This window comes from Mycobacterium sp. NGS29, from assembly GCF_059812965.1.
Genome location: NZ_JCALDR010000011.1, coordinates 149,806 through 165,408 on the forward strand (window position 1 = coordinate 149,806; position 15,603 = coordinate 165,408).

Annotated in this window: 17 protein-coding genes and 2 pseudogenes; 7 read left to right on the plus strand and 12 right to left on the minus strand. The window is 67.1% G+C overall.

Going from position 1 to position 15,603, the window contains the following annotated elements; all coding sequences use genetic code 11:
- Positions 1–10: 10 nt before the first annotated feature.
- Positions 11–1,450, minus strand: coding sequence for a class I adenylate-forming enzyme family protein (locus AC5Y5Z_RS16515; protein ID WP_499926353.1), 1,440 nt, complete (start codon positions 1,448–1,450; stop codon positions 11–13).
- Between the two features lie 4 nt (positions 1,451–1,454).
- Positions 1,455–2,144, minus strand: a complete 690-nt coding sequence (locus AC5Y5Z_RS16520; RefSeq protein ID WP_463824245.1) for a hypothetical protein — start codon at positions 2,142–2,144, stop codon at positions 1,455–1,457.
- Positions 2,145–2,329: 185 nt separating this feature from the next.
- On the opposite strand from AC5Y5Z_RS16520, the gene AC5Y5Z_RS16525 reads away from it, so the two are divergent.
- The 3 genes from AC5Y5Z_RS16525 to AC5Y5Z_RS16535 all read left to right on the plus strand — a co-directional run bounded on the left by AC5Y5Z_RS16525 (position 2,330) and on the right by AC5Y5Z_RS16535 (position 4,030).
- Positions 2,330–2,959, plus strand: coding sequence for a nitroreductase family protein (locus tag AC5Y5Z_RS16525; protein WP_463824244.1), 630 nt, complete (start codon positions 2,330–2,332; stop codon positions 2,957–2,959).
- The gene (locus tag AC5Y5Z_RS16530) at positions 2,959–3,453 is read left to right on the plus strand and encodes an SRPBCC family protein (RefSeq protein ID WP_499926356.1); all 495 of its coding nucleotides are present in this window, start codon (positions 2,959–2,961) and stop codon (positions 3,451–3,453) included. The genes AC5Y5Z_RS16525 and AC5Y5Z_RS16530 overlap by 1 nt, the downstream gene beginning before the upstream one ends.
- 85 nt (positions 3,454–3,538) lie before the next feature.
- A complete protein-coding gene (locus AC5Y5Z_RS16535) occupies positions 3,539–4,030 on the plus strand; it encodes an Rv1352/Rv1906c domain-containing protein (RefSeq protein ID WP_463824242.1) in 492 nt (163 codons plus the stop codon).
- Between the two features lie 11 nt (positions 4,031–4,041).
- Here AC5Y5Z_RS16535 and AC5Y5Z_RS16540 read toward each other — a convergent pair whose 3' ends face one another.
- A complete protein-coding gene (locus tag AC5Y5Z_RS16540; RefSeq protein ID WP_463824241.1) occupies positions 4,042–4,464 on the minus strand; it encodes an anti-sigma factor antagonist in 423 nt (140 codons plus the stop codon).
- 204 nt (positions 4,465–4,668) lie between these two features.
- On the opposite strand from AC5Y5Z_RS16540, the gene AC5Y5Z_RS16545 reads away from it, so the two are divergent.
- On the plus strand, positions 4,669–5,928 hold the full coding sequence (locus AC5Y5Z_RS16545) for a sialate:H+ symport family MFS transporter (protein ID WP_499926359.1): 1,260 nt from the start codon (positions 4,669–4,671) through the stop codon (positions 5,926–5,928).
- Here AC5Y5Z_RS16545 and AC5Y5Z_RS16550 read toward each other — a convergent pair.
- From AC5Y5Z_RS16550 to AC5Y5Z_RS16560, 3 genes are read right to left on the minus strand one after another with little or no spacing between them, the layout of a single operon-like run.
- Positions 5,925–7,208 carry a competence/damage-inducible protein A gene (locus AC5Y5Z_RS16550; protein WP_499926361.1) on the minus strand — a complete coding sequence of 428 codons (1,284 nt, stop codon included), beginning with the start codon at positions 7,206–7,208 and terminating at the stop codon, positions 5,925–5,927. The genes AC5Y5Z_RS16545 and AC5Y5Z_RS16550 overlap by 4 nt on opposite strands.
- A gap of 35 nt (positions 7,209–7,243) precedes the next feature.
- A complete protein-coding gene (locus tag AC5Y5Z_RS16555) occupies positions 7,244–7,552 on the minus strand; it encodes a hypothetical protein (protein ID WP_499926363.1) in 309 nt (102 codons plus the stop codon).
- A gap of 44 nt (positions 7,553–7,596) precedes the next feature.
- Positions 7,597–7,917 (minus strand): MTH1187 family thiamine-binding protein, encoded by a 321-nt coding sequence (locus tag AC5Y5Z_RS16560; protein ID WP_463824237.1) that lies wholly within the window; start codon positions 7,915–7,917, stop codon positions 7,597–7,599.
- Positions 7,918–7,967: 50 nt separating this feature from the next.
- On the opposite strand from AC5Y5Z_RS16560, the gene dtd reads away from it, so the two are divergent.
- A complete protein-coding gene (dtd, locus tag AC5Y5Z_RS16565; protein ID WP_463824236.1) occupies positions 7,968–8,399 on the plus strand; it encodes a D-aminoacyl-tRNA deacylase in 432 nt (143 codons plus the stop codon).
- 126 nt (positions 8,400–8,525) lie between these two features.
- Positions 8,526–9,191: pseudogene (locus AC5Y5Z_RS16570) on the plus strand (SAM-dependent methyltransferase); the annotation flags it as partial.
- 9 nt (positions 9,192–9,200) lie between these two features.
- Here AC5Y5Z_RS16570 and AC5Y5Z_RS16575 read toward each other — a convergent pair.
- The 3 genes and pseudogenes from AC5Y5Z_RS16575 to AC5Y5Z_RS16585 all read right to left on the minus strand — a co-directional run.
- A pseudogene (locus AC5Y5Z_RS16575) lies at positions 9,201–10,348 on the minus strand (zinc-binding dehydrogenase); the annotation flags it as partial.
- 5 nt (positions 10,349–10,353) lie between these two features.
- The gene (locus AC5Y5Z_RS16580; protein WP_499926365.1) at positions 10,354–12,285 is read right to left on the minus strand and encodes a flavin-containing monooxygenase; all 1,932 of its coding nucleotides are present in this window, start codon (positions 12,283–12,285) and stop codon (positions 10,354–10,356) included.
- Between the two features lie 107 nt (positions 12,286–12,392).
- Complete coding sequence (locus AC5Y5Z_RS16585) at positions 12,393–13,130, minus strand: glucose 1-dehydrogenase (RefSeq protein ID WP_463824235.1); 738 nt, start codon at positions 13,128–13,130, stop codon at positions 12,393–12,395.
- 137 nt (positions 13,131–13,267) lie between these two features.
- Here AC5Y5Z_RS16585 and AC5Y5Z_RS16590 point away from each other — a divergent pair, with 137 nt between their 5' ends.
- Positions 13,268–14,398, plus strand: a complete 1,131-nt coding sequence (locus tag AC5Y5Z_RS16590) for a nitronate monooxygenase (protein WP_463824234.1) — start codon at positions 13,268–13,270, stop codon at positions 14,396–14,398.
- Positions 14,399–14,404: 6 nt separating this feature from the next.
- On the opposite strand, the gene AC5Y5Z_RS16595 is transcribed toward AC5Y5Z_RS16590, so the two are convergent.
- The 3 genes from AC5Y5Z_RS16595 to AC5Y5Z_RS16605 form a co-directional block, all read right to left on the minus strand.
- A complete protein-coding gene (locus AC5Y5Z_RS16595) occupies positions 14,405–14,626 on the minus strand; it encodes an Rv1893 family protein (RefSeq protein ID WP_463824233.1) in 222 nt (73 codons plus the stop codon).
- 73 nt (positions 14,627–14,699) lie between these two features.
- Positions 14,700–14,990 (minus strand): hypothetical protein, encoded by a 291-nt coding sequence (locus tag AC5Y5Z_RS16600; RefSeq protein WP_463824232.1) that lies wholly within the window; start codon positions 14,988–14,990, stop codon positions 14,700–14,702.
- A 9-nt stretch (positions 14,991–14,999) separates the two neighbouring features.
- Positions 15,000–15,413 (minus strand): hypothetical protein, encoded by a 414-nt coding sequence (locus tag AC5Y5Z_RS16605; protein ID WP_463824902.1) that lies wholly within the window; start codon positions 15,411–15,413, stop codon positions 15,000–15,002.
- Positions 15,414–15,603: the final 190 nt, after the last annotated feature.

Genomic DNA, 15,603 nt, shown 5'->3' on the forward strand with positions numbered 1-15,603 from the left:
CGTGCAGATTTCAGTCAGCGGCGCCGATCAGCGCCGCGAGCTGGGCGCGGTTGACCTTGCCGGTGGCGTTGTAGGGGATATCGTCGACGATGGTCAGCCGCTCGGGCAGCTTGAAGTAGGCGAGCACCGGCGCGCAGTGCGCACGTAATTCGGCGAGGGTCACCGGCCCGCGGGGCACCACGGCGACACCCACGCGCTGGCCCAACTCTTCGTCGTCGACACCGGCCACCGCGACGTCGTGCACCGCCGGGTGCGAACGCAGGGCCTCCTCCACCTCGATCGGACCGAACTTCTCTCCGCCCCGGTTGATAGTGTCGCGCAGTCGCCCGCTCGGATAGAGGTAGCCGTCGGCATCCTGGCGGCCCAGGTCCCCGGTGCGCAGCCACCCGCCCGCGGTGTTGAGCGGACTGCGCACCCACAGCTCGCCGACCGCGCCGGGTTCGACGTCGGCACCGGTGTCGGGGTCGACCACCCGCACCTCGACCCCGGGCAGGGGTCGTCCCACCGAGCCCGCCCGGGCCGGATCGTGGTGGTCCCCGGGCAGCAGGTTGGCGTACGTGCCCAAGGTCTCGGTCTGGCCGAACACGTTGGTGAAAGCGACGTGCGGGAGGGCCGCAATCACTCTGCGCATCAACGAGATCGGGGCAGCCGCCGCGCCGTAGGTGATCGCGGTCAGCGAGGACAGATCGGTGTCGGCGAAGTCGGGGTGTTCCAGGATCCGGTGCATCATCGTGGGCACCAGGAACATCCCGGTCACGCGGTGCTCTGACACCAGCCGCAGCCATTCGCCGGCGTTGAAACGGCGCTGCACCACCAGCGTGTTGCCCGAGTAGAGACTGGCGATCAAACCCAGTGACCCGCCGACATGAAAGTAAGGTACGCACATCATCACCGCGACGGGCGGGACGTCCGGCGCGAACGGCGCGGACGTCCTGTCCAGCCGCGCGGTCAACTGCCGGCTGCCGATCGGGACAGTCTTGGGCAGGCCGGTGGTGCCGCTGGTGAACAAGACCATCGAGGTCTGCTCGTCGACAACTGATTCGACTGGCGGGCAACGTCTTTCGCCGGTGAAGTCCACATCGGTCAACACCGTCGGCACCGCGGCGTCACGCAGCCGTCCAGCGTAGGACTCCCCCGCCACCGCCACCTCGGCGCAGCCCGCGTTGTCGAGCAGCGCCCGCAGCTCCGGCGGCGTCAGCGCCGGGTTCATCAGCGCTGCCGCAGCTCCGATGCGCGCCGCGCCGAGCAGCGCCGCGATCGACAGCAGACTGGCGGTGTCGACGACGGCGACCCGGTCACTGGCCGTCACACCGCGGGCGGCCAGCCCGTCGGCGCACGCGTGCACGGCCCTGTCGAGCTCGGCGTAACTGAAGGAGCGACCGTCGATAATCAGTGCGGTCCGCTGCGGATCGTGCGCCGCGGCGGCATCGATGATGGTCCCGAGATTCATCAGCTCAGTACAGCGGCGACCAGGTGGAGGTCCGCAACAACCTGCTGGTCCACTGGTCGCGCAGGTCCAACGCGTCGTGCAACCAGGTGCCGGGAGTCCGGTACTCGGCCGGGATGTGTGTGCGAAGCAGATCGAGCAACGCTTCGGGACGGCTGATCCGTTGCATCAGAATCACTTCCCGACGCAAATGGCTGCCCAGAGCGGGCTGAAACGACGCGTGCATCTGCAACATCGACGACGGTTGTTCGAGACTTCGGGCGTACACCTCGCCGCAGCGCAGAATGTACTCCTCGAACTTGTCCTCGTAGGGCCACATGGTGTCTTCCATGTAGAGGCTCATCTCGTGTTCGCGACCGTCGGCCGGCACATCGTCGAATGACACATGCTGCATCGGCGACCACGGCAACGCCACCAACAGCTTGGCGTCGACCCCGTGGCGCAATTCGTCGGTGTGGTGCATCCAATCCCGCAGGTCCCCCTGCTGCACCCGCTTCGTCAGGCGCTCCCAGGCGGCGCCGTCGCGAACCGCGGTCACGGTGATGACGGTGTAAGCCGGCCCGCTGCCCTGCGCCTGGTTGGTGTACCACAGCAGTCGGGCCTCGTCCCCGGCGGCGAGCGTAGGCAACCAGCCGTCCCGGAAAGCGGCCTCGAACTCGTCCTCGGCGCGGCCACGCACCGTATGAACCTCATGCATGAACAGCAACGCCAAAGACCTCCATCCCGGCGCAGGTTATTGAACGCCTGCCCACTACTCGTTGGCACGGACGTTATCCGGCACGATTCCCGCTGTCCAAACCGGGTCGACGCGCGCGTCAATATGGGCGGTCGATTCTTTTCGGGCCCGTCGCGGTAATTTCTGAGCACGCGGAAGGGAGCTGAATGGACATCGCTTCGGTCGACGAATTGCTCAGCACCACCCGTGCGGTCCGGAAGCGTCTCGACCTGGACCGGCCGGTGGGTCGTGAGGTGATCCTGGACTGCATACGCCTGGCGATGCAGGCGCCCACCGCCAGTAACGCCCAGGACTGGCGCTGGATCGTCATCACCGACCCCGAGAAACGCGCGGCGATCGCCGACATCTACCGCAGCATCGGTGCGGAGTACCTGGCCAACGCCGCGGCCACCGCGTCCGATCCACAGACGCAGCGTGTCTACCGCAGCGCGGCGGGCCTGACCGAGACGTTGGCCAGGGTCCCGGTGCACGTCATCCCCTGCCTGCTGCAGCCCATCGAGGAGAGCAACCGGCTGGTGGCCGCCTCGGCCTGGGCGTCGATCATCCCGGCCGGCTGGAGTTTCCTGTTGGCTTTGCGGTCCCGCGGACTGGGGTCGGTGTGGACGACGATGCACCTGGCGAAGGAACGCGAAGTCGCCGAGCTGCTCGGGATACCGCCCTCGGTCACCCAGGCCGCCCTGTTCCCGGTGGCCTACACCATCGGCAGCGACTTCCGCCCCGCGGCAAGACCATCGGCAGAATCGATCACCTGCTGGGACACCTGGGACGAAAGCTGATGCAGTCCTACACCGTGCGTTTCCACGTCGAGGCGCCCCCGGCGAAGGTATGGCGGGTGCTGCACCCACCGGTGCCGCCCGACGCGCCGCGGCCACGGGTGCTGACGTGGCCGACCGGCAGCATGGAAATCCTGAACGAGGGCGACGCGGCGGGTGAGGGGCTGGTCCGCACCTGTATCTTCCCGGTGCCCAGATATCTGCTCTCCGGCGGCGTGGGGCGGTCCTGGGAGACCGTGACCGAAGCCAGGATTAACCAGGTGTCGCGGTATGTGGCGGTCGGCATGCCGTTGTGGTCGCGGGCCGAGGGCTACCACCAACTCGACGAACAGCCCGACGGCAGCACGGTGCTCACGTTCCACGAGACCTATCACGCATACAACCCGGTGCTGCGCTTTCTGCTGGAGCGCCCGGTGCACGCGCGGATTTCGCGCGACAACCTCGCGACCTACGTGCACGCGCTGGGTTACGCCGGAAAGGTGCGCCGCCTGGACTGAGCGCGGCAGCGTGTGGCTGAGCTAACGGGATCGGCTCGGCGCCGAGACTCGAAATGCGCAGTTGAGCCAGGTAGGGTGCTTTGTTATGGGTTCTAAGCAAACGGCGCGGGTCGCCGCAGCGGCGCTGGTCGTCGCGGGCTGGGCCGGCTCGCTGGGGGTCGCCGCAGCTGATCCGGATCCGGCGCCATCTCCGGTCCCATCCCCGTCCCCGTCGGGAGCGCCTGCGGCAGCGGGCGCACCACGGACGACCATCGACCACGACGGTGTCTACACCGTCGGCAAGGACATCGCACCCGGGGTGTACAGCTCTGCGGGACCTGTCGGCAACGGCACCTGCTACTGGAAGCGGATGGGCAATCCCGACGGTGCGTTGATCGACAACGCGATCACCAAGCGCCCGCAGGTGGTCCAGATCGAAGCGACTGACAAGGCGTTCAAGACCAGCGGCTGCCAGCCGTGGCAGCCGACGAGCGAGGCGCCGCCCCCGACACTGTCAGGGCCTCAACTGCAAGGCACCCTGGGCATCCTCAACGGGCTGCTCGCTCCCCACGCGCCGCCACCACCGCCGGCACCGTAAACCGAGCGCGCTCAGACCGCCGGGGCCAACGCGGCTTCGACCGTGGCGTACATCGGCAGCAGGCGGCGCAGGCCACAGGCGGCGATGGTGCGGGCCACGATCGGCTGATTGCTGACCACTCGCAGACTCACCCCGCGCCGGCGGCACCGCACCGACTCCTGAGCCAGTACGGCATAGGCGCACGAACCCAGGAAATCGAGCTCGCGGACGTCGATCACGAACGGGCCCGGCGCGATCGCGATGGCGGCGCTTCGGTTCACCAGACGCTGCCAGATGGTCTCGTTGCTGGCGTCGATATCGCCGCCGACGTGAACGACCACGGCTGATCCCGAACATTCGGTGACAGCGCGCAGACCGTGCTGCGGATCGCTGACTGGCGAACTCAGCCGCGTGCGGGAAGGAGCCGGCGATGATTTGATCGCGACAGTCTTCATCGTTCGCAATGTCCCGTCGTATTGGTCGTTGGGAATGCCCTCGTCTCGGAAGGCGGCACGGTCGAAAGACAGCGTAAGTGCTGGCCGGTTTCGGGGAGTGGTCTTCGGGATTACGGGCTTAATAAGCATATGTGCAACAGCGGCGACGAGCTAGGGGTGCACAGCAGACTCGCGGGATCGCGGCCGGTACTGCACGATGCACACGTGACCCGACAGCGGCTGACCAGCGACCAGCGCAACTCGTTCATCGCGGCATTCCTGGGCTGGACGATGGACGCGTTCGACTACTTCATCGTCGTGCTGGTGTACGCCGACATCGCGGAGACGTTCCACCGCAGCAAGACCGAGGTCGCCTTCGTCACCACCGCGACCTTGGCGATGCGTCCGTTGGGCGCCTTGCTGTTCGGGCTGTGGGCCGACCGGGTCGGACGGCGACTGCCGCTGATGGTCGACGTGATCTTCTATTCCCTGGTGGGATTCCTGTGCGCGTTCGCGCCCAATTTCACCGTGCTGGTGATCCTGCGTCTGCTGTACGGCATCGGCATGGGCGGCGAGTGGGGTCTGGGTGCGGCGCTGGCCATGGAGAAGGTTCCGGCCGAGCGGCGCGGCTTCTTTTCCGGCTTGCTGCAGGAGGGTTACTCGTTCGGCTACCTGCTGGCCACGGTGGCCTCGCTGGTGGTGATGAACTGGCTGGACTTGTCGTGGCGCTGGCTGTTCGCGCTGAGCATCATCCCGGCCCTGGTCAGCCTGATCATCCGGTACCGCGTCGAGGAATCCGAGGTATGGGAGGCCGCACAGGATCGGATGCGGTTGACCAAGATTAGAGTCCGCGACGTGCTGCGCGAGGCGAAGGTCATCCGCCGGTTCTGCTATCTGGTGCTCTTGATGACGGCCTTCAACTGGATGAGTCACGGCACCCAGGACGTCTACCCCACGTTCCTGAAGGCGACCGCAGATGAGGGTGCGGGACTGTCCAGCGCAACGACCCGCTGGATTGTGGTGGCCTACAACGTCGGTGCCATCATCGGCGGCCTGGTCTTCGGCACCTTGTCGCAGCGATTCGGCCGGCGCTACACCATCGTGTTCTGCGCCGTGCTGGCCCTGCCGATCGTGCCGCTGTTCGCCTACTCGCGCACCGCAGCCATGTTGTGCCTGGGTTCGTTCCTGATGCAGCTGTGCGTGCAGGGCGCCTGGGGCGTGATCCCGGCGCACCTGACCGAGATGTCGCCGGACGCCATTCGCGGGCTGTACCCGGGGGTGACCTATCAGCTCGGCAACCTGCTGGCCGCGTTCAACCTGCCCATCCAGGAACACCTGGCCGAAACGCATGGCTACCCGTTCGCGCTGGCGGTGACCATCGTGCCGGTGCTGACGATGGTGGTGTTGCTGACGTTGATCGGCAAAGACGCCACCGGAATTCGCTTCGGCACCGCCGAAAGCGCCTTCCTGCCCGGGGAGGGCTAACCGCCCAGGGTGCGTAGCAGCATGTGCATCGCGACCGTGGTCGAGCGCTCCCGGACGTCGGAGCGGTTGCCGGGCAGCCGCAGGGTACGGGTGACCTGCCGGCCGTCTGCCAGCGCCAGGGTGAAACAGACTGTGCCCACCGGTTTTTCCTCGGTTCCGCCACCGGGACCGGCAATCCCGGTGATGGCGACGGCGGTGTCGGCTTCGAAACGTTTCAGGGTGCCGGCCGCCATCGCCTGCGCGACCGGTTCAGAGACCGCGCCGTGCGTCTCGATCAGCTCGGGGTCCACGCCGAGCAGCTGCGCCTTGGCTTCGTTGGAGTAGGACACCACGCCGCCGGCCACGTAGTCCGAGGATCCGGGGCGTTCGGTCAGCCGGGCCGCCAGCAGGCCCGCGGTGCAGGATTCCGCGGTGGCGATCCGCCGGCCGGCGAGCAGCCCCGCGACCAGATCGTCGACCTGCGAGCCGTCCTCGGAGAACACCTGCTCGCCGTGGCGGTCGCGCAGCAACCGGGTCAGCTGTGTGTACACCTCCGCTGCGTCCGGTTCGTAGCGCGTCACGATCTCCAGCTCGCCGCGCCGCAGGCAGGTGGTGATCTCGAGGGCTTCGAAGCCGGGCACGGCGGTCTCGGCCTCGCGTAGCGTCTCGGCCAGCCCCGACTCAGGGAGTCCGAACATCCGTACCATTTCCTGCCGGTAGACGGTGCGGCCGGCGATCGCCGCCTGCACCCCCGGTGTCTGGACAGCCTTGTGCCACATGGGTTGTAGCTCGCGCGGCGGTCCGGGAAGGACCAGCACCGCGGGCTTGCCGGGCACCACGACCCCCGGAGCCGTGCCGACCGGGTCGAGCACCTGTGCTCCGACCGGGATCATCGCTTGCTTGCGGTTGGCCGTTCGCACCGACTCGAACTTGCCCGGCTCAAGCAGCGCCGCGAAGGCGGGATTGCGCGCCTTCAACGATTTGAGGATCTCGGCGATCCTGTTCTCCAGCGCCTCGTCGAGGACCAGATCACGGCCGCAGAATCGAGCCACCACCTCGACGGTCATATCGTCAGCGGTCGGGCCCAGGCCACCGCTGGTGATGATGAGGTCCACGCCCTGCTCTGCCATGAAACGCAGCTGCGCCTCGATGTCGGACGGACGGTCGCCGCAGATGGTGATGTGCGCGAGCTCGACGCCCAGTTCCAGCAGCCGGTCGGCGATCCAGGGACCGTTGCGGTCCTGGACGCGTCCGGTCAGAACCTCGGTTCCGGTGACGACGATGCCCGCGCGTGAACTCACCGTGATGACCCTACGCATCCACCGGCGGCGCGTTACTAGGTGCTGGGGCTGCCCGGTTGGCCGGGGATGCCCGGGTCGGACAAGCCGCGCTCGCCGGAACTGCCGGGTTGACCGGGCTGGCCGGGCTGGCCGGGCTGGCCCGGTTCTCCGTCGCGGCCCGGCGCCCCGCCGTCGCCGCCGCGCCCGCCTGCGCCGCCCGCACCGCCGCGACCGCCGTCACCGCCGCGACCGCCGTCACCGCCGCGGCCGCCTGCGCCCCCGCGACCCCCGTCGCCACCCCGGCCCCCTCTGCCGCCTGGGCCCCCGGTGCCGCCTGGGCCGCCGTCAGGTGCGTCTTCGGTCATGGGCTGCGCCTCCTCGGGGACACGGGAAATCGGTCCGCCCCACGCTACGCCGGACCGGCCCGACCCTCGGCGAGGTACCGTTCGACCGATTCGACTTTGTGTGTCATCGCGTCGGCGACGCCGGTCCGCCAGTCCGCTTTGATCACCGTGCTCACCCGGGGTGCGCGGGCGGCGACGGCCTCCACCGCGCGCTGTACCACGGCCATCACCTCCGTCCAGCTGTCCCCTTCGATCACGGTGAACATCGCATCGGTCTTATTGGGCAGACCCGAATCACGCACCACACGAACAGCTTCGGCGACGATCTCGCCGACACCCTCCCCCACACCCAGTGGAGTGACGGAAAACGCCACCAGCACAGACATGCCACGAGGGTACCCACGCGCGGGGACCGCACATGGCAGCATCGACGCCCATGCGGGTTCTGGTGCAACGGGTCTCGTCAGCTTCGGTGACAGTGGATGGTCGCGTGGTCGGCGCCATCGAACCTCCCGGGCAGGGCCTGCTGGCGCTGGTCGGCGTCACCCACACCGACGGGCCCGGTCACGTTCAGCGGCTCGCCGAAAAGCTGTGGACGTTGCGCATCCTGTCCGGAGAGAAGTCCGCGTCCGATGTCAACGCACCGATCCTGGTGGTCAGCCAGTTCACCCTCTACGCCGACACCGCCAAGGGCCGACGCCCATCGTGGCACGCCGCCGCGCCCGGTGCGGTCGCTGAGCCGCTGGTCACGAGTTTCGTGACGGCATTACGCCGACTGGGTGCTGAGGTCGAAACCGGCATATTCGGCGCCCACATGCAGGTCGAGTCGGTCAATGACGGACCGGTGACCGTCCTGTTGGAGCTGTGACGAGTACGTTCGACAGCTATGACGCCTGAATTCGGATCGCTGCGTTCCGACGACGACGAATGGGACATCGTCAGCGGTGTCGGCTACACGGCGTTGATTGTGACCACCTGGCGTGCGCTGCATGCGATGAGTGAGCAACCGTTAGCGCGTGACGATTACGCCAGGTTCTTCATCGAGGCCTCAGAGGATCCCTACCTGACCGGACTGCTGACCGAACCGGGAAGCTCCGAACATGAGAGCGCGTTCCCGCGCCTCTACGGCGTGCAGACGCGGTTCTTCGACGACTTCTTCACCTCCGCCGGTGATTCCGGTCTGCGGCAGGCGGTGATTGTGGCCGCCGGGCTCGACTCGCGCGCGTACCGTCTCGAATGGCCATCTGGCACTACAGTTTTCGAAATAGACCTGCCCAAGGTGCTGGAGTTCAAGGCGCAGGTGCTCGACGCGCACCACAAGCAGCCCGCGGCGCAACGGCGTGAGGTGGCAGCCGACCTGCGTGCCGACTGGCCCGCTGCGCTGGCAGCGGCCGGGTTCGACCCGCACAGCCCCAGCGCCTGGTCGGTGGAGGGGATTCTGCCGTACCTGACCAGCTCAGCCCACGGGACGCTGTTTGCCGGTATCACTGAGTTCAGTGCCCCGGGCAGTCGGCTGGCCATCGGCGCCCTGGGGTCCCGCCTCGACCACGACCAACTGGCCGCGCTCGAGGAGGAGCACCCGGGGGTCAACATGGCGGGCGATATCGACTTCTCGTCGCTGACCTACGAGAACCCGATGGACCCGGTGACGTGGCTGGGATCCCACGGGTGGCGTGTCGAGCCAGTCCGCAGCAATCCGGAGTTGCAGGTCGGCTACGGGCTGACGCCACCGGAAGTGGACGTCAAGATCGACAGCTTCATGCATTCGCAGTACATCATCGCGGTCAAGGACTAAGGCCGCAGCAGGATCTTCACGACCTCGCCGGACCGCGAGCCGGCCGTCGCATACGCTGTAGCGGCCTCGTCCAGCGGCAACGAGGTGGTGAAAATCCCGTCGACATCCAGCCGACCTGACTGCAGCAGCGGAATCAGCTCGGGCCAGGTGCGCTGCACCGGCGCGGTGGTCCATCGCACCGTGATGCTGCGGATCAGGCTCATCAGCGCCGGGAACGGGAACGGCTGCAGATCGTGCACACCCACCACCGACACGGTGCCGCCCGGCCGCACAGCGGCAAGCGCATCGGTCAGTGACGCATCGGTGGCCACCGCGTCGATCACCGCGTCGGCGCCGCGGCCACCCGTGGCGGCGAGGATGGCTTCCACCGCCGGTGCCGTGATGGCTGTCGCGCCCCAGTCTGCCGCGCGTTGCAGCCGGCCCGGTACCCGGTCGATCGCGAAAACCGTTGCCGCGCCGTGGGCGAACGCGCTGCGCAGTGCACACAGGCCGACCGCGCCCAGCCCGATCACCGCGACCGTGCCGCCGTACGGGATGTCGGCGCGTTGCGCTGCGGCCCAGCCGGTGGCCAGGTTGTCGGTGAGCAGCAGTGCCTGTTCGGTGGAAATCCCGTCGGGAATCTTGCGGACCTGAAAGTCGGCGGCGTGCACTGCGAGCAGATCGGTCTGCGCCCCCGGCAGCACACCCCCGCCGAAGATGTTCAGACCCGAGTGGCACATGACCGGATCGTTCGTGGCGCACCCCGGACAGGCTCCGCAACCGGCCACCGATGACACCAGCACCTGATCGCCCACCTTGACGCTGCGCACCTCGCGGCCCGCGTCGACCACGGTGCCGACGGCTTCGTGCCCCAGCGCGATGGGTTCCACCAGCGGGTAGTCGCCTTCGTAGAAGTGCAGGTCGGAGCCGCAGATCCCGGCGGCACTCACCTCGACGATCACCCCATCCGGCCCGGTCAGGGCGGGATCGGGCCGGGTGTCGACCCGGATGCTCGCGGGTCCGTCGACGACCACCGTACGCATCGCGCTCACTTTCCTTGCCGGAGAATAAATTTGGACCAATCAGGTTGCCGGACCGCGGCCCAGTATGCATTGAGACGCCACGGGCTGACGGTGTGGATCTCCCCGTCGGCGTTCTTGAAGTAGGAATGTTTGACGGCCGGGTGCGACCAGACCATCTTCTTGATCTCGACCTGCGTGCGTCGGTGCCAGTCGGCGGCCGCCTCGGCGGTGGGCTCCATGGCGACGATGCGCTCCTCGGCCATGCGTTGCAGGCACAGGTTGACGTAGCGCATCTGCAGTTCGGACTGGAAGATCAAGCTGCCGCCGTGGGCCAGATGCGTGCCCGGCCCGTAGATCAGGAAGAGGTTCGGAAACCCCGGCACGGTGACGCCCAGATAGGCGTAGGGTCGGCTCCCCCACATCTCGTGCAGGTCGATTCCGTTGCGGCCGTTGAACTTCACCGGCCACAACACATCGGTGTGCCGGAAGCCGGTGGCGTAGACGATGACGTCGACGTCGTGACTGACACCGTCCTCGGTCTCGATGCCGTGCGGCATGATGCGCCGGATCGGGGTGCGCACGAGGTCGACGTTGACGCGCTGCAAGGTCTGCAACCAGCTGCCGTTGTCCTGCAGTGTCCGCTTCCCGGTGGCCGGGTAATCGGGCAGCACCTTGGCCAGCAGATCGTCCCCCTCGGGAATCTGACTGGTGATCCACTGGCTGAACATCATCCGGGCCGCGGCGTTCATCTCGCTGACAGCGTGCTCCTGATCGGGGTAGGTCGGGTCGCCCTTGGCCGCATCGAGACCCTTGTCGGCACCGGGCCACATCAGCAGGAAGCGGTACCACCGCCCGTAACACGGCAGGTGTTGCATCGCCCAGCGAACGCCGTCCCCGACCTCGTCGTGATACATCGGATTCGGGAACATCCATTGCGCGGTGCGCTGAAACACAGTCAGGTGCTCGACGTCGCCGGCGATGGCGGGCGCGATCTGAAATCCGCTGGCGCCGGCGCCCACCAGCGCGACCCGCTTTCCGGTGAGGTCGACGGAGTGGTCCCAGGCTGCGGAATGAAAGGACGGTCCCTCGAACGTGTCTGCGCCGGCGAACTCGGGAATGAGCGGCCGATTCAATTGGCCGACAGCCGTGATGATGGCCCGGGCCCGCGTGGTGCCGGTCTCGCCGTCGGCCGAGCGCAGCGAAACGGTCCACAGGGCCTCGGCGTCGTCCCATTCGGCGGCGAGCACTTCGGTGTTCCACTGCACCTGCTGCATCAGGTCGTGCTTGTGCATCACGTCGACGAAATAGTCGCGCAACTCCGGCTGTTCGGCGAAATAGTGGGTCCAGTCGTTGTTGGGTTCGAAGCTGTAGCAATAGAAGTGGTTTGCCACGTCCACTCGTGCGCCGGGATAGCTGTTCTCCCACCACGTTCCGCCCGGCCCGGCGTTCTTTTCGACGATCGTGAACGGAATGTTGGCCTGCTTCAGTCGAATTCCGGCCAGGATGCCTGATTCGCCGCACCCGATCACCAGGACCGGGAAGTCGGCCATGCCGGCCGCAGGCAGCGCGACCGGCCGGCGCGGGTCCACGCCCTCGAGATCCATCTCTTCGAGCGCCAGCGGTAGGTAGTCGTCGGGGACCGGCTCGCAGGCCGCCCAGTCCATCATTTCCCGGATGAGCTCATAGCTCAGTGGCGCGGGCTCGGGACATCCGCGATCGCGGTACTCGGTGAGCACCGGTAGCGCCTCGGCGCGGGCCCGGGCCTTGTCCTCCTCGGACATGAACCCCTGGACCTCGTTGAGGAACAGTCCCAGCTGTTTGAAATCACGGATGAACCGGGGATCGCCGGTGATGTGCACCAGGGAGAGGAGCAACGTGGGGATGCTGACGTCCTCGAGCGCAGCCGCGATCTCGGCGGTGGGCGTGGTGAAAGGTAACCCGGCGTACCTGCTGCGCATCGAAGCGGATTCCTTCCGGTGGCGGTGGCAATTACGCTACTCGACGTGTCGTAATTGCGGCATTACGCTACCCCGAGGCGTCGCACCAGATCAAGGTGCTCGCGGGACTACGACTTGTGCGACACGTCCTCGATCAATCCGCCGTCGACCACAAACTCCGCAGCGGTCGCATACGACGATTCGTCGCTGGCCAGGAACAGCACGAACGACGACACGTCCTGGGCTTCCCCCGCCCGGCCCAACGGGATGTTGAGCGCGTCCTGGGGAAGCTTTGCGGTCATCTCGGTGCGGATGAAGCCGGGATGTATCGAGTTGACACGAATGTTGTTGGGCGCCAATTCCAATGCCGCAGATTTGGTCAGTCCGCGCACCGCCCATTTCGACGTCACGTACCCGTGCACCCAGGCCGCGCCGCGCAGGCCCTCGATTGAGGAGATGTTGATGATGGAGCCGCCGCCGGCGGCCACCATCGGGTCGACGACGGCCTGGATGCCCAGCAGCGTGCCGGTGACATTGACGTCGAGCACCCGCTGCCATTTGGCCAGGTCGAAGTCTTTCAGCGCGCCGTAGTTGATGATCCCGGCGTTGTTGACCAGGACATCGAGCTTGCCGAACCCGTCCACCGCCGCCGCGACCGCGGCCGACCAGTCCGCAGGCCGGGTGACATCGAGGTGCACGTAGCGCGCGGCGGCGCCCAGGTCGTCGGCCAGTGCGCGTCCCTCGTCGTCGAGGATGTCGCCGAGCACCACGTGGGCGCCTTCGGCCACCAGCAACCGCGCATGCGAGGCGCCCATGCCGCGGGCGGCGCCGCTGATCAGTGCAACCTTGCTGTCGACGCGTCCCATGCCGGCTCACGCTACCGTTTCACGCTGACGGGCATTAGTCGGTACGCGCCAGACCTGGCTGGCCAAGCGGCAGACCCGCGTACTAAACTAGAACACGTTGCAGTTTTTCCGCTCGGTCAAGCTTCCTAGGAGCAGGCATGCACACCCCCTTGTGCGATCAACTCGGTATCGAGTTCCCGATCTTCGCTTTCACCCACTGCCGCGATGTCGTCGTCGCCGTCAGCAAAGCCGGCGGTTTTGGTGTGCTGGGTGCCGTCGGCTTCACCCCCGAGCAGCTGGAGATCGAGCTGAACTGGATCGACGAGAACATCGGCGACCATCCCTACGGCGTCGACATCGTCATCCCCAACAAGTACGAGGGCATGGACTCGCACCTGTCGGCCGAGGAACTCACCAACTCGCTGCGGTCGATGGTGCCGCAGGAGCACCTGGACTTCGGCAAGAAGATCCTGGCCGACCATGGAGTCCCGGTCGAGGACAGCGACGGTGACAGCCTGCAGCTGCTGGGCTGGACCGAGGCGACCGCCACCCCGCAGGTAGAGGTGGCGCTCAAGCACCCCAAAGTGACGATGATCGCCAATGCGCTGGGCACCCCCCCCGCCGACATGATCAAGCACATCCACGACGCGGGTCGCCAGGTGGCCGCGCTCTGCGGCTCGCCGTCGCAGGCCCGCAAGCACGCCGACGCCGGCGTCGACATCATCATCGCCCAGGGCGGTGAGGCCGGCGGTCACTGCGGCGAAGTCGGCTCAATTGTGTTGTGGCCGCAGGTCGTCAAAGAAGTGGCTCCGGTGCCCGTGCTCGGTGCCGGCGGCATCGGCAGCGGCCAGCAGATCGCCGCCGCGCTGGCGTTGGGCTGCCAGGGCGCGTGGACCGGATCGCAGTGGCTGATGGTCGAGGAGTCGTCCAACACCCCGGTGCAGCAGGCCGCATACATCAAGGCGGGCAGCCGGGACACCGTCCGCAGCCGGTCCTTCACCGGCAAGCCGGCCCGGATGCTGCGCAACGACTGGACTGAGGCCTGGGAACAGCCGGACAACCCGAAGCCGCTGGGCATGCCGCTGCAGTACATGGTGTCCGGCATGGCGGTAAGGGCCACCAATCGCTACCCGAACGAGTCCGTCGACGTGGCGTTCAACCCGGTCGGGCAGGTCGTCGGGCAGTTCCAGAAGGTGGAGAAGACCTCGACGGTGATCGAGCGCTGGGTGCAGGAGTACCTCGAGGCGACCTCGCGGCTCGACGAGCTCAACGAGGCCGCCGCGGTCTGATCGCCGCTAGTCGAGGATTTCGTCGTCCTTGCCGGTGAAGACCTCTTTGACCCGGTCAACGGCGTCGGTGGCGATGTCGACGCTGCTCTGAACGATGCCGCTGGCTCCGCCGGCGATGTCGCCGCGGATGATGGCAGTGACGTTCTCGACGATGTCCGAAGACTTCTCGACGGCATTGATCGCGATGTCCCTGACTGCGTCGACGGCGTCTCTGGGATCGAAGGCCATGTGCGTCTCCTGTTCGTTGGCGGCGTTATCTGACTGTAGAGCCTGGCGCAGGCGGCCGACGACCGAGGAAAGTTCAGTAGTCGACGAGGGTGCGCCAGTATTCTTCCGGTATTTCCCTGCCGGACCGCAACACTCGCGCGAGCCCGGCGGCCATCGCGATGCCGAGCAGACCGAGCCATAAGCCGGCCAGCCCGATCAGCCACCACAGCACCGTGGTCAGCAACGGCCACGGCGACAATACGGCGAGTGCCGGTGCGAAGAAGAACCCGGCCCCGATGTACCACGCCGAACCGGCGCGGTCAGAGGCCAGGACGAACCGCAGCCACCGTGGGATCGGGGACTCGAGGGCGGTGCTGCCCGGCATGGACGTGCCTCACTCGCTGAGGTCCGGCGGGAAGAAGCCGGCTCCGGTGAACCACCCCTCTTGCCAGCCCTGGGCGCCCAGACACAACATCGGCAGACCGGCCGGCGATTGTGCCGCGACCTTGGGGTTCGGGCACGGGGAACCGATCTGCTGGACGCCGCGCAACGGGTAGGAGATGACCCAGTACCCGGTAGTGGCGGCGGGGAATTGGTTGGGCGGCGGGAAGTGGCACGCCTCGGCCTGGCCGCTGGGGCCACGTCCGAAGATGAAGCGCTCGTAGTTGTCGCACGGGGCGCCCAGCGAGGCGTCGTAGTTCATCCCCGGGACGTCGCCCTCCCAGCGGCCGTTGTCGGCACCGGCTACCGGGGCCAGCGCTATCGCCGCACCCGTGACCGCAGTGGCGGTGAGCATTTCGCGAATCATGGTGTTCCCTTCTTGGCGCCGGCGCGGCGCTGCAGCGGCATTCATCAAGAGCATAACGATTGCCACAGCAGCCACAAGGCCGAATCCGATACCGGTGTGCGCGTGCATGACCAGCGGATTTCCCACCGCCGCGCCACGGCGGCGCCGGCATTTTCTTTTCGGTTTCCGCCGATGCTTCCCAATGGGGGTG

Excerpts from the sequence above, each read along its gene's own strand:
- AC5Y5Z_RS16525 (WP_463824244.1), top strand. The coding sequence starts at position 2,330 with ATGGACATCGCTTCGGTCGACGAATTGCTCAGCACCACCCGTGCGGTC.
- AC5Y5Z_RS16560 (WP_463824237.1), bottom strand. The coding sequence starts at position 7,917 with ATGTCTGTGCTGGTGGCGTTTTCCGTCACTCCACTGGGTGTGGGGGAG.
- AC5Y5Z_RS16595 (WP_463824233.1), bottom strand. The coding sequence starts at position 14,626 with ATGGCCTTCGATCCCAGAGACGCCGTCGACGCAGTCAGGGACATCGCG.
- AC5Y5Z_RS16540 (WP_463824241.1), bottom strand. The coding sequence starts at position 4,464 with ATGAAGACTGTCGCGATCAAATCATCGCCGGCTCCTTCCCGCACGCGG.
- AC5Y5Z_RS16590 (WP_463824234.1), top strand. The coding sequence starts at position 13,268 with ATGCACACCCCCTTGTGCGATCAACTCGGTATCGAGTTCCCGATCTTC.
- AC5Y5Z_RS16585 (WP_463824235.1), bottom strand. The coding sequence starts at position 13,130 with ATGGGACGCGTCGACAGCAAGGTTGCACTGATCAGCGGCGCCGCCCGC.
- AC5Y5Z_RS16600 (WP_463824232.1), bottom strand. The coding sequence starts at position 14,990 with ATGCCGGGCAGCACCGCCCTCGAGTCCCCGATCCCACGGTGGCTGCGG.
- AC5Y5Z_RS16520 (WP_463824245.1), bottom strand. The coding sequence starts at position 2,144 with ATGCATGAGGTTCATACGGTGCGTGGCCGCGCCGAGGACGAGTTCGAG.
- AC5Y5Z_RS16530 (WP_499926356.1), top strand. The coding sequence starts at position 2,959 with ATGCAGTCCTACACCGTGCGTTTCCACGTCGAGGCGCCCCCGGCGAAG.
- AC5Y5Z_RS16515 (WP_499926353.1), bottom strand. The coding sequence starts at position 1,450 with ATGAATCTCGGGACCATCATCGATGCCGCCGCGGCGCACGATCCGCAG.
- AC5Y5Z_RS16605 (WP_463824902.1), bottom strand. The coding sequence starts at position 15,413 with ATGATTCGCGAAATGCTCACCGCCACTGCGGTCACGGGTGCGGCGATA.
- AC5Y5Z_RS16535 (WP_463824242.1), top strand. The coding sequence starts at position 3,539 with ATGGGTTCTAAGCAAACGGCGCGGGTCGCCGCAGCGGCGCTGGTCGTC.
- dtd (WP_463824236.1), top strand. The coding sequence starts at position 7,968 with ATGCGGGTTCTGGTGCAACGGGTCTCGTCAGCTTCGGTGACAGTGGAT.
- AC5Y5Z_RS16580 (WP_499926365.1), bottom strand. The coding sequence starts at position 12,285 with ATGCGCAGCAGGTACGCCGGGTTACCTTTCACCACGCCCACCGCCGAG.
- AC5Y5Z_RS16555 (WP_499926363.1), bottom strand. The coding sequence starts at position 7,552 with ATGACCGAAGACGCACCTGACGGCGGCCCAGGCGGCACCGGGGGCCCA.